Here is an 11,746-nt window from a genome sequence, read left to right as displayed (position 1 = left end):
CCATTAAAAAATGACGCCAACTCTGTTTAGGGTTCGCGCCAAACTTATTAATGAATTTCTTGAAACCAGGTCTCATATTAGTAGTAAGAGTGATCGCCAGCTAAATGTTCAGTTGCGTCTTTCACACCGGTTAACTCACCCGCAAACTTTTCCAGCATTTGCTTTTCAATACCGTCTTTTAGGGTGACATCAACCATAGAACAACCATTACAACCGCCACCGAACTGTAAAATCGCAACACCCTCAGGCGTAATTTCTGTCAGGGTTACTTGGCCATTGTGGTTGGCTAATTGAGGGTTGATTTCAGTGGTGATCAAGTACTCGACTCGTTCTGCCAGAGGCGCATCATCTGCAATCTTACGCGCTTTTGCATTTGGCGCTTTTAAAGTTAATTGTGAACCCATTTGGTCCGTCACAAAATCGATTTCTGCTTCTTCAAGATAAGGCGCTGATTCGGGATCAACAACCGCATCGAACCCGTTGAAGGGCAAGCGTACGTCGTTTGGCTCAACTGCATCTGGAGTGCAATAAGAGACGCCACACTCTGCTGTTGGAGTGCCTGGGTTGACCACGAATACGCGAATATTAGTGTTGTCTTCTTGGTTTTGTAAAAGTTTTACAAAATGTGCTTGGGCTGATTCTGAAATATTAATCATAGGTTGAAATCCTAAAGCTAACCTAACATATGTTTGTCTGTGGGTAATGATAACAAAATTACTTGAGTAAAACAGTCAGGTATTGCGATCTTTTTTGGAAACTGACACGTTTACATTGCAATCTGAGGGCTTTTTATAAGACAATCAAGGCTCTAACGACAAAAATAAGCCAATAATAAAAGGGAAAATCTATGCGCCTGTTGAGCTACGTAACGTACTTGTTTTGTGCAATGATGTTATTAAATAGCACCTTCACCTTAGCAAAGGACCAAAATGCTTGGATCGCGCAGAGCGATTTGGACTATTTACCGGATAATGTATCCTACGATCCTACCATCAGTAAGCCCGAAGATATTTTGGGTTACCCTGTCGGCAAATGGCACGTAAGACATGACCAAATCGTCACTTATATGAAAACATTGGCTGCCCAGTCTGACCGTATTACGATCACAACTACAGGGCGGACTCATGAAGACCGTGAACTACTCTTGTTGACGATTACCGCCCCTAAGCACCAAGCTAATATTGCCCAAATTCAACAAACGCATATGCGTCATATAGCACAAGGCTCAGCACCGGCTGAGGATGCTCCGTTGGTGTTTTATATGGGGTATTCTGTGCATGGCAATGAACCATCGGGTAGTAATGCATCACTGTTAATTGCCTATTATTTAGCTGCTGCGCAGGGCCCACAAGTCGATGCTTTATTAGAAAATAGCATTATTTTGTTAGACCCATCCTTAAATCCGGATGGTTTGTCTCGTTTCGCTCAATGGGCCAATATGCATAAAGGCAAAAACCCATCACCTATGGCGATGCATCGAGAACATGCTGAGCGTTTTCCCTCGGGCAGAACAAATCACTATTGGTTTGATTTAAACCGCGATTGGCTTTTACTGACGCATCCAGAATCACAAGCTCGAATTGAGAGTTTTCACGCTTGGCGTCCACATATTTTGACCGATTTCCATGAAATGGGGACTCACTCCACCTACTTCTTTCAACCAGGAGTACCTTCTCGGAAAAACCCTTTAACTGGGGATGAGAATGTTCAATTAACCAATACTTTGGGTGATTTTCACGCTAAAGCGCTTGATAACAATCAGCAACTCTATTTCACACAAGAACGGTTTGATGATTTTTATTATGGTAAAGGCTCAACGTACCCTGATGCACATGGCGCGGTAGGGATTTTATTTGAGCAAGCCAGTTCACGGGGGCATTTGCAGCATTCGGTCAATGGCTTATTGAGTTTTCCTGCATCTATACGCAACCAAGTGACGACTTCTTTTTCTACCTTTGATGGGGCAATGGCGAATAAGTCAGCCTTTTTGAACCATCACGCAAATTTCACTGCTGAGACAAAAGCGTTAATTAAAGCAGATGAATTAGGTGGTTTTGTCGTTGCTCTCAGTAAAGACAATACGCGGAATAGCAAATTAGTCGACACGCTGAACCGCCACCGGATTGAGGTCGGGTTGATCACTGAAGATATCAAAGTCGATGGCGTGCGTTATAAGGCGAATAAAGCACTGTTGATCCGAGCGAATCAACCGCAGTATCGCCTCATTAAATCGTTGTTTTCGACTCGTCAAGATTTCCCCAATAATACCTTTTATGATGTTTCAAATTGGAATATTGCCCTAGCTTATAATTTACAATATGCATCTGTGAGTAAGAGTGTTGCGCGTCGCACCGCAAGTACCGTGTTAACAGAATGGCTTGCTGATGTTACCGTCGACACGCAGCTTGGTGTAGTGGCTTATGCGTTTCATTGGGATGATAGTCAAGCACCCAGTTTACTGTATGCATTAAGTGCCGCTGGCGTACAAACCCGTATTGCGGGTCAGGCCTTTAGTGCCGTCGATATGACGCAAAACACTGTCTCATTTGCCCCGGGAAGTGTGGTGATCCCAAAAGGTTTGAATAGTCATTTGGATGTTGTCTCTGTGGTGGCGCGTTTAGCGACTAAGTATCAAATTCAAATTGTGAATATCAAAACAGGTTTGACACCCACTGGCATAGATTTGGGTAGTCCTGATATGCAGGCTGTACGGCTGCCTTCAGTTATGATTTTAGGGGGGCTGGGTGTATCGCAATACGAGGCCGGTGAGGTTTGGCATTATTTGGATACGCGTTTAGATATGCCAGTTGCGATAGTGGATAAAGACCGTCTCAATCGCGTCGACTTGGCTGATTATACCCATATGATCATCGTATCTGGTGCTTATAGTAGCCTCACCGACAGTGATACAGATAAAATCGAGCGGTGGGTGAAAGCCGGTGGTGTGTTAATTGGACAGCGCACAGGTTTACGTACTTTAGTGAATAACCAGTGGTTAAATGCGAGTATCGGATCCTCTTCGGCGATTGATAATGCTGTCGCAGATACTGAAATGCGCTACATAGATCGCAGTAAAGTCAATGCTAAAAAACAAGTTGCAGGCGCAGTGTATGCTGCGCAAGTCGACGCTAGTCATCCATTGATGTGGGGCTTAGACGTAAAAGACAACGTTCTACCAGTATTCAAAACTAATAATTTGGTGCTCAGAGCCGCAGATAAACCGTACTTTGAAGTCGCCAAATATACTTCTGAGCCGCTACTAGCTGGCTATACCGATGCAAATGTTGAATCGATTATTGCCGATACTACTGCCATTGTTGCGCACCGTGTTGGGCAAGGACGTGTTATTGGTTTTACTGATAACATGAATCATCGTGGATATTGGCGAGGCACGGAAAAGCTTATGGCGAATGCAATATTTATGGCACCATTCATTAATTACCGGTAACCCTTGCAAAGCACGCTTGGATGATCACTGCAGATGATCCAAGTGCTTTTCACAAAACTCTTCTACGACGGTATCATCCACTGCAATGGTCATACACCAAACGGAAATACGCAGGCGGGGGTACTGTTTGTATAGAGCGTTACACACGGTGTTTAGCGTCGAGCCTGTGGTAAGTACGTCATCCACCAAGGCAATATGTGAGTAATGTCCTAACTTTGTCAAAGAAACACTAAAGGCGTCTGCTAAGTTTGCTAAACGGTGCTCACGGTCTAATTCAGTTTGTGCTTTGGTGTATTGAGAACGCTGTACTGCGTCTGTTACGACCGGGATACCGGTCAACTCACTGATGGTCTCCGCAATGAGAAGCGCTTGGTTGTAGCCGCGTTGTCGTTCCCGTTTTGGGTGCAACGGTATGGGTACCATTGCTTCTGGTAAGTGCTGACTGGTCAGATAGAGGGCACTTTGCGTCTGTGTATCCTCGCATCTCACTCGAGGCGCTAAATTATCTTGGGTGTGTGTAACAATCTTATTCTTTTTATTATTCAGTGTAGCAACGTCATAAAAACGATACATACGGTACAACACAAACCACGTGCCTAACACTTTGCCAATTTGTGCTTGTTTATGAAATTTTAGCAAGGGCACCAGGGTAGTCCATGGGTATTGATACCAGTCCAACACCAATAGGCAATCAAAATCTGCGCTTAATAATTGTGGATAGTGTCCTGTACTCACGAGATTCTGGTCTAAAAATGACCGATTACGGAGCGCACAAAGCGCCTCACAACTTTGACAAATGTAGCGATCGGATAATTCATCACACAGGTAACAGGCGTTTATATAACTGGCATCGACGCAACCAAATAACTTAGGACATGTATCTAAGCGAGATGATGGTCGGTGAGTGGTCGTGCAATTGTTGTGGCTCATGGTAAAATCTCACCATATTGATAGTTATACAGAGAATAGAATGCCACAACAATTACGTCTACGGGTCGAAGGCACCGGTTTACCCATTGTTCTACTGCACGGTTGGGGGTTAAATTCAGGCGTATTCGAACAATTAGTAGCTCGACTCAGTCAAAATTTTTCATGTTATTTGATTGATTTGCCGGGTTTTGGTGAGAATGCTGACATCCCCCTAACGACGTTAGACAAAGCTGCACAGCATATTGCAGATGTGATCCCAGATGCTGCGATTGTATTAGGCTGGTCGATGGGAGGCCTTGTTGCTACTGAGTTAGCACTTACTTATCCAGATAAGATCAAGAAGTTAGTTACAGTCGCTAGCTCACCGATGTTTATGGCTCAAGATAACTGGCCAGGGATAGCGCCCAAAGTTTTGCACCTCTTTGAAAGTCAGTTGGCACATGACTACAGCGCTACATTACAACGGTTTTTGGCTATTCAAGCAATGGGATCGCCTTCAGCAAAATCCGATATTTTAGCGTTGAAAAAGTCCATACAAGCATACCCTGATCCGTGTGAGGCCTCTTTATTGGTTGGTTTAAAATGGTTATCCGAGATAGATTTACGCCCTCGTCTTGGTGATATTCAACAGCCTACATTGCGCCTGTATGGTCGTTTGGATGCGTTGGTCCCGCATGCTGTGATTGCAGACATTAATGCTTTACAGCCCGCGGCTCAATCGTATGTGTTTGAACATGTGTCGCATGCCCCTTTTATGACTCAACTTGATGAGTTTGTGAAACAGCTCGAAAATTTTTTATAAAAAAAACCTAAAGGTCCTTGAGCTTGTGTCGATATATACGTTAAGCCTAAATTCTATACTTAATGTGAGCGAGCAGGCATTACACTGAACATTAAATCATGTTATAGAAATTAGATATCTAAGAATGATAGGTGTATGAAATGATCAATACGGTTGCCAACAACTCCCCTCTGTATACAGTAAATGTACCGAACATCAACAATGCACCCATGGCGCAACAAAATGCTGCAAAGGGCGCTCCTTTTGAACCGGTTATTCAACCACAAGCTACGGCAACCAAACAATACACTGAAACCAAACAAGCCACACCAGGTGAGCGCACCTTGAATGCTAAGCAAGAAAAACAGGTTGTAGAGTTAAAGCAACGGGAAAGAGAAGTGATTACTCACGAACAAGCGCACGCTCCAGTAGGTGGGCAATACGCGGGACAACCCCAGTATGAGTATACCGAAGGGCCAGACGGGAAACGTTATATTACCGGTGGTGAGGTCAGTATCGATATTAGTAAAGCGGAGACACCTGAAGAAACGATAGAAAAAATGCAAGTTGTTAAAGCTGCCGCAATGGCACCTGCCGAACCTTCTATCCAAGACAAGCAAGTCGCTGCCGAGGCGCAACAACTCAGTAACGAAGCTCGGCAAGAGATTGCTAAAAATCGGATTAATGTGGCATCTGACAGTAGCGAAAAAACAAGGCCTAACGGTTTTGCACCAGGTGCAGCAACAGTCCACTATGGTACTCACAATGGAGGCTCCAATCGTGAAGTAAATAGTAATGCACAGCAAGTTAGTCAATACTATGAAAAAAACAGCGGGATGCAAAACAAACACGCTTCCTCTATCTTGGCCGTATAAACCTAGACTAAACGTCTATTTCTTCTTGGCTAAAGCGGCAGCAAAGGCATCTGCCATACCACCACTTGCTGGCTGTTTAGGTTTATTTTTATGACCAGTAGATGACTTAGGTTTTTTCGCTTGATGTTGAGTTGGTTGGTTCTTTGCTTTTGGCTTACTCGGCGTGACGTCATCATTCATGCGCATGGTAAATGCAATGCGTTTGCGATCAACATCCACTTCGACGACTTTCACTTTTACGACTTCACCGGTTTTGACAACATCACGAGGATCCGAAATGAATCCGTCAGTCATGGCTGAAATGTGGACTAAACCATCTTGGTGCACACCTACATCGACAAATGCACCAAAGTTCGCCACATTACTCACGACCCCTTCTAAAATCATACCAGGTTTCAGATCAGCGATGGTTTCGACACCTTCTTTGTAACTGGCTGTTTTAAACTCTGGACGTGGATCACGACCAGGTTTATCCAGTTCACTTAAGATGTCAGTCACTGTGGGTGCACCGAAGGTTGTGTCGGTAAAATCATCTGGTGCTAGCGATTTGAGTAACTGGGTATTCCCAATCAGATCGTTGACTGCAACTTTGGTATGTTGCAAGATTTTATCAACCACAGGATATGTTTCTGGGTGCACTGCAGAGGCATCTAACGGGTTATTGCCGTTGGCTATACGCAGAAACCCTGCTGCTTGTTCATAGGCTTTTGGACCTAAACGAGGTACGGCTAATAAATCTTTACGTGCAGCAAAAGCCCCATTGGCGTTGCGGTACGCCACAATATTGTTCGCGAGGGTTTTATTCAATCCTGAAACATTGGCTAATAAAGCCGGAGAAGCGGTATTTAAATCGACACCGACGGCATTTACACAATCTTCAATCACGTTAGTCAATGATAGGCCTAATTTGCTTTGGGACACATCATGTTGATATTGGCCTACACCAATCGCTTTAGGCTCTATTTTGACGAGTTCAGCAAGTGGGTCTTGGAGTCTACGCGCAATCGATACAGCACCGCGAATAGACACATCTAAATCGGGAAGTTCATTAGAAGCCAGCTCTGAAGCGGAATATACCGACGCCCCAGCTTCAGAAATCACGATCTTTTGAATGTTAAGGTCACTGTGTTTTTTGAGCATTTCAGCGACTAATTTATCTGTTTCACGCGAGCCAGTACCATTGCCGATACTGATCAGGTCAACTTTGTGCTGCAGACAAAGGTTTGCTAGTGTCCGCAGTGCTTTATCCCATTGATTTTGTGGTGCATGTGGGAAAATTGTGGTGTGTCCTAGGACTTTGCCCGTGGCATCTACAATAGCCACTTTGACACCGGTGCGAATACCAGGATCCAGCCCCATGGTAATCTTTGGACCCGCAGGGGCGGCCATTAATAAATCGTTGAGATTTTTTGCAAAAACATTGATGGCTTCGCTTTCTGCTGATTCTCGCAAGGTATTGAATAATTCAGTTTCAAGATGAACTGAGATTTTTTGTTTCCATGTCGTTTGGACGACCGATTGCAACCAAGTATCGGCTGGACGTTGACGCTGAGTAATCGAAAAATGCTGGGCAATGATATCTGCACATTCGTGAGATGCGTTCTTATCTGCATTTGGATTTAACACGATTTTCAGCGATAAAAAACCTTCGTTACGCCCTCTAAACATAGCTAAAGCACGATGAGACGGGGTTTTGTTGTAACGTTCTTGATGGGCAAAATAGTCTTTGAATTTAGCGGCTTCTTTTTCTTTTTTACCGATAAGTTTACTCACAATGAAGCTTTGGCGGGTCAGTAATTGTCTAAGTTTTTGTAACAAGACCGCATCTTCGGCAAATTTTTCAACTAAGATGAATTTCGCACCTTCTAATACCGCATCGGTGTCGGCAAACCCGTGTTCGGTATTGATATACTGTTTAGCTGTGTCAGCAGGGGATAAGGTGGGATCTTTTAATAATGCCTCTGCGAGGGGACCAATACCGGCTTCTATGGCGATTTGGCCTTTGGTGCGACGTTTGGGTTTATACGGTAAGTACAAATCTTCTAGCAGAGTTTTGCTGTCCGCATCGTTAATCGACTGCTCTAGCGCCGCCGTAAGTTTGTCTTGTTCACCAATAGATTTCAAAATTGCTTTTTTACGATCCCCTAACTCTCGTAAATACGTCAGTCGGGTTTCTAAATTTCTTAATTGGGTATCATCTAATCCTTGGGTTGCTTCCTTACGATATCGAGCAATAAATGGAACGGTAGCACCATCGTCAAGGAGTTTTACAGCAGCTTCGATTTGTTGCGGGGCAACGGCAAGTTCTTGCGCAAGCGTATGGATAATCATGGGGAAATCTATGTAGAAAAGACAAAGACCTATTATACGTCACCTCAAATCCTCCATACAAGGACTGATTGTGACGATTTATAGGGTTTCTTTATCATAGCGGATACTAGTGACGTACCAAGTGTTTTGGACACCTTCAACGGTGACGACCACTTCATCGTCGACCTCTTTTTTGATACAAGCGCGAGCCATTGGTGAGTCAATAGAAATTGCGTCTTTGCGCTGGAAAATTTCATCATAGCCGACGATTTGAAACTCGAGTGTTTTGCCTGCGTCGTTTTCTAATGAAACAAATGCACCAAAGAAGATTTTGCCTTCTTGTTCTGGGGCATAATCGACAACTTTTAGGCGTTCTAATGCTTTGGTAATGTAGCGAATGCGCCGGTCGATTTGCCTAAGTTTTTGCTTATTGTACTGATAATCGGCGTTTTCTGAGCGGTCACCCAGACTAGCGGCCCAAGTGACTTTTTTGGTTGTTTCAGCACGTTCTACTTTCCAAAGATGCTCTTTTTCTGCTTGGAGAGTGCGGTAGCCTTTTCGAGTGATCAGCGGTGTAGCCAACACATTTTCCTTATGTAATTTTTAACGCATGGTCGGTACTTAACTTACCGCCACCCCAAAAAAGATTGATGACTAGCGCTAAGCCCCAAATGATATGCAAATTATACGCAGCTTGAGGCATATCAGGCAAGCTGATTACCGCAACGATATTCACGATAGACAAGCCAATTGCTGAAAACCGAGTTAACAACCCAACAGCTAGCAAAACGGGTAACACCAACTCCCCAGCTGTTCCTAAATAGGCAGCGAGTTCAAACGAAATAAATGGTACTGCATATTCGTATTCAAATAATAATAACGTGGTTTCCCAATCGTTAATTTTTGTCAGCCCAGCCTTAAAAAATACCCACGCCACATAAATTCGTGCAGTGAGCAATACCAATGGTTGCAGATAATCAATGACAGCTGCGATATGGTTGTGGCCGTTTTTTAAGGATGTAGTAAAAGAAGACATCGTTGGGTATTCCTGTATAAAAAGTTAAGATCTGCTGTGTTTAGCACAAGAGTAACAGCGAAAGAGTTGTTTGTGTTGCATCAGGTGATGCAACCAAGGCATAAGGTCAAGCTGATGTTGTTCACTAAACTGAGCTATTTCTTGTAGGTTGGGGGCAGCTGCATTGAGTACGAATTGCCATAATCCCAAATATTCATCATTGAGTTGTTCTATTTGAGTCGCTAGTTCAGGGCGCCAAATCAAATAAGTGGCATCGACTTGTAAAGCGGGTTGCTGAAAAAAGTCCTCTGTGAGCGCCTCAGGTTCGGCATGAGCTCGGACAATAAAAGGGGCGTCAAAGACTAACGGTAACAGCTGTAAACCTGGTGCAAAATCGAAATATATTTCATGCCATGGGTGGGTCTGCAACAGGCCTACTGAGGCCTGATTAAAGGTCTTGTTGGGCAATCTGTTCACCTGGTGAACGACTAGCTCATACTGAGCAACTTCAGCAATATAAGGGTAGTCAGATAATGCGTTTTGTTGGTCTAAAAATGTTGGGAAATGCGCACCATACTCCCCCCAGTCAAAACTTTCTTTGCCAAAGCGTAGGAAATATTGATGAGCGGCACTAGCAAACGTGTCTTCTCCTAGCATAGCTAGTACTGTGGGAAACGTCGTAGCAAGACTCGCTCTTTGAGTTAGTACGAAGTTATTGTGATAAACAGAGTGCCCGTCAGACTCAGAAGTTTGCACGGCGTGTACGAAGTGCGTTTGCCAATTTGTTAAAGACATGGTTTGCTCGACAGCGATTGGTCGGACACTGGTGCGGATGATTTATGAGCCATTTGTAACCCTTCTCTTGCTACTTTTTTTGCTAACGTGGCTTGCTTTATTAATACTTCCCATTCAGGGAGGTCATTGTCCCATTCGATTAAAGTAGGCACTGGGCCTGTTAGAGCAATAACGTGTCGATATAGGGCCCAACACTCGTCTGAAACAGGTTGGCCATGGTCATCTATGTAAAATCCATGGACTTTGTTGGGACTAAACCCTGCCAGATGAATTTCTTGTACGGCGTGCAGTGGCAGTGTTTTGATCCAAGCTATAGCTTGGTCGATAAGGCTTTGGTTCGAGGAGGGGCGCGCCTGTTGATTGTGTAAGTTTACTAAAATGTTATTCAAATCTAATAATAAGCCACATTCGGTACGCTGGACTAGTTGGTGCAAAAACTCACTTTCAGAAAGTGTGTGTTCTATATTTGGCAAATAGGCACTTAGGTTTTCTAAGAGTATAGGGCGACCAATTTTGCTTTGCACTTGCACAATAGCGTGACACATAGTGTCTAACGACTCATTATTATAAGGGATGGGATACAAATCCCCCGAGTGCAGTAATTTGCCATGTATGCGAGCTCGGTTAAAACAAATATGCTCGGAAACCAAAAGTGGCTGGGTGCGTTCAATAACGCCTGCAAATTTAGCCAACTCAACATCAGGTAACTTTTCAGTCGAGCCTAAACCCAGTGAAGTCCCGTGGATACTCACAGGAAATGTGGCTAGTACGTCAGCCAAAAAGGCTTGGTGTAAACCGCCTTCAGGGTATAAATTTTCGGCATGAAATTCTACGAAATCGACACCTGTTGGTGCTTTTAAGGCCGCATCATAATGTGGATGACGCAAACCGAGACCCACCAAGGGCAGTGTGATAGGTTCAGTAGGTAAATCACTTAACATAACGCTACTCCCTAGTTAGTGGGTCAACTTGTTGTTTTTAGTTACTTCATTGACGACATGGATTTCATTTTGTCTTTGGCTGCACCGGCTTCCGCTTTTAAGGATTTATACATAGCTTTAGCTTCTTTGCGTGAGTAACCATTTAAGTCTTTACAAGTGCCTTTAGGTACTAATTTCCATTCACCGATATCGTTATCAACTTTCGATTGGCCTGCACAACTATGGGTACCAGCCAGGTTGCCACAGTCATTTTGTCCGGCTAAAGCAACACCATAGCATTTTTCTTTGCCTTTTTTACTCATGGCTTGGGCATCTGCAGCGACACCTAATGTCAGTAAAGAAGCAACGGCCAGTGATAAAGTAGTAGATTGTTTCATAATTCTTCCTTAGTAAAAGTGACGTTTTCACGTTTTCATTCAATGTAAGTAGCTTATTTCTAAGCTAATGAAGCATCAAGACTGCATACCTTCGCGCTTCTTTTATGTATCGGCACGTCATATAAGATGCTGTGCCAGAATAAACAATGTGTTCGCAATATAAGACCTTGCTTAACCGACAAAACTTTCAAACAAACATAAAAAAAGCCGAAATAAATTTTGAAGTGACCCCCGAAAGTTAGACAAAACCTTCGGGGGTTTTTTATGTACAAAT

Annotated in this window: 11 protein-coding genes; 3 read left to right on the top strand and 8 right to left on the bottom strand. The window is 43.7% G+C overall.

Annotation, left to right across the window (positions count from 1 at the left end; genetic code table 11):
- Positions 1–77 precede the first annotated feature (77 nt).
- Positions 78–656 carry a Fe-S biogenesis protein NfuA gene (nfuA, locus tag NLF92_RS08605; RefSeq protein ID WP_254100864.1) on the bottom strand — a complete coding sequence of 193 codons (579 nt, stop codon included), beginning with the start codon at positions 654–656 and terminating at the stop codon, positions 78–80.
- Between the two features lie 191 nt (positions 657–847).
- Between nfuA and NLF92_RS08600 the strand changes: the two genes are divergently transcribed.
- On the top strand, positions 848–3,448 hold the full coding sequence (locus NLF92_RS08600; protein ID WP_254100862.1) for a M14 family metallopeptidase: 2,601 nt from the start codon (positions 848–850) through the stop codon (positions 3,446–3,448).
- A gap of 24 nt (positions 3,449–3,472) precedes the next feature.
- Here the strand turns inward: NLF92_RS08600 and NLF92_RS08595 are convergent, their stop codons facing one another.
- Complete coding sequence (locus tag NLF92_RS08595; protein ID WP_254100860.1) at positions 3,473–4,378, bottom strand: ComF family protein; 906 nt, start codon at positions 4,376–4,378, stop codon at positions 3,473–3,475.
- 40 nt (positions 4,379–4,418) lie between these two features.
- Between NLF92_RS08595 and bioH the strand changes: the two genes are divergently transcribed.
- Entirely contained in the window at positions 4,419–5,180 is a 762-nt protein-coding gene (gene bioH, locus NLF92_RS08590; protein WP_254100858.1) for a pimeloyl-ACP methyl ester esterase BioH, read from the top strand.
- Positions 5,181–5,320: 140 nt separating this feature from the next.
- Positions 5,321–6,034, top strand: a complete 714-nt coding sequence (locus tag NLF92_RS14220; RefSeq protein ID WP_432420218.1) for a putative metalloprotease CJM1_0395 family protein — start codon at positions 5,321–5,323, stop codon at positions 6,032–6,034.
- A 15-nt stretch (positions 6,035–6,049) separates the two neighbouring features.
- Here the strand turns inward: NLF92_RS14220 and NLF92_RS08580 are convergent, their stop codons facing one another.
- The 6 genes from NLF92_RS08580 to NLF92_RS08555 form a co-directional block, all read right to left on the bottom strand.
- Complete coding sequence (locus NLF92_RS08580; protein WP_254100856.1) at positions 6,050–8,365, bottom strand: Tex family protein; 2,316 nt, start codon at positions 8,363–8,365, stop codon at positions 6,050–6,052.
- Positions 8,366–8,443: 78 nt separating this feature from the next.
- Positions 8,444–8,926 (bottom strand): transcription elongation factor GreB, encoded by a 483-nt coding sequence (gene greB, locus NLF92_RS08575; RefSeq protein ID WP_254100854.1) that lies wholly within the window; start codon positions 8,924–8,926, stop codon positions 8,444–8,446.
- Positions 8,927–8,936: 10 nt separating this feature from the next.
- On the bottom strand, positions 8,937–9,380 hold the full coding sequence (locus NLF92_RS08570; RefSeq protein WP_254100852.1) for a DoxX family protein: 444 nt from the start codon (positions 9,378–9,380) through the stop codon (positions 8,937–8,939).
- 24 nt (positions 9,381–9,404) lie between these two features.
- Entirely contained in the window at positions 9,405–10,154 is a 750-nt protein-coding gene (locus NLF92_RS08565; protein ID WP_254100849.1) for an HvfC/BufC family peptide modification chaperone, read from the bottom strand.
- The gene (locus tag NLF92_RS08560; protein ID WP_254100847.1) at positions 10,145–11,095 is read right to left on the bottom strand and encodes an MbnB/TglH/ChrH family RiPP precursor modification enzyme; all 951 of its coding nucleotides are present in this window, start codon (positions 11,093–11,095) and stop codon (positions 10,145–10,147) included. The genes NLF92_RS08565 and NLF92_RS08560 overlap by 10 nt, the downstream gene beginning before the upstream one ends.
- 41 nt (positions 11,096–11,136) lie before the next feature.
- Positions 11,137–11,472 carry a BufA1 family periplasmic bufferin-type metallophore gene (locus NLF92_RS08555; protein WP_254100845.1) on the bottom strand — a complete coding sequence of 112 codons (336 nt, stop codon included), beginning with the start codon at positions 11,470–11,472 and terminating at the stop codon, positions 11,137–11,139.
- Between the last annotated feature and the right edge of the window lie 274 nt (positions 11,473–11,746).

This window comes from Opacimonas viscosa (assembly GCF_024199005.1).
Lineage (GTDB): Bacteria > Pseudomonadota > Gammaproteobacteria > Enterobacterales > Alteromonadaceae > Opacimonas > Opacimonas viscosa.
Note: the sequence above shows the minus strand (reverse complement) of the source record. Positions and strands in the feature narration are given on the sequence as shown.

What these genes read in the sequence shown, in the direction of transcription:
- nfuA (WP_254100864.1), bottom strand. Translation starts at nt 656, where the DNA reads ATGATTAATATTTCAGAATCAGCCCAAGCACATTTTGTAAAACTTTTA.
- NLF92_RS08600 (WP_254100862.1), top strand. Translation starts at nt 848, where the DNA reads ATGCGCCTGTTGAGCTACGTAACGTACTTGTTTTGTGCAATGATGTTA.
- NLF92_RS08595 (WP_254100860.1), bottom strand. Translation starts at nt 4,378, where the DNA reads ATGAGCCACAACAATTGCACGACCACTCACCGACCATCATCTCGCTTA.
- bioH (WP_254100858.1), top strand. Translation starts at nt 4,419, where the DNA reads ATGCCACAACAATTACGTCTACGGGTCGAAGGCACCGGTTTACCCATT.
- NLF92_RS14220 (WP_432420218.1), top strand. Translation starts at nt 5,321, where the DNA reads ATGATCAATACGGTTGCCAACAACTCCCCTCTGTATACAGTAAATGTA.
- NLF92_RS08580 (WP_254100856.1), bottom strand. Translation starts at nt 8,365, where the DNA reads ATGATTATCCATACGCTTGCGCAAGAACTTGCCGTTGCCCCGCAACAA.
- NLF92_RS08570 (WP_254100852.1), bottom strand. Translation starts at nt 9,380, where the DNA reads ATGTCTTCTTTTACTACATCCTTAAAAAACGGCCACAACCATATCGCA.
- NLF92_RS08565 (WP_254100849.1), bottom strand. Translation starts at nt 10,154, where the DNA reads ATGTCTTTAACAAATTGGCAAACGCACTTCGTACACGCCGTGCAAACT.
- NLF92_RS08560 (WP_254100847.1), bottom strand. Translation starts at nt 11,095, where the DNA reads ATGTTAAGTGATTTACCTACTGAACCTATCACACTGCCCTTGGTGGGT.
- NLF92_RS08555 (WP_254100845.1), bottom strand. Translation starts at nt 11,472, where the DNA reads ATGAAACAATCTACTACTTTATCACTGGCCGTTGCTTCTTTACTGACA.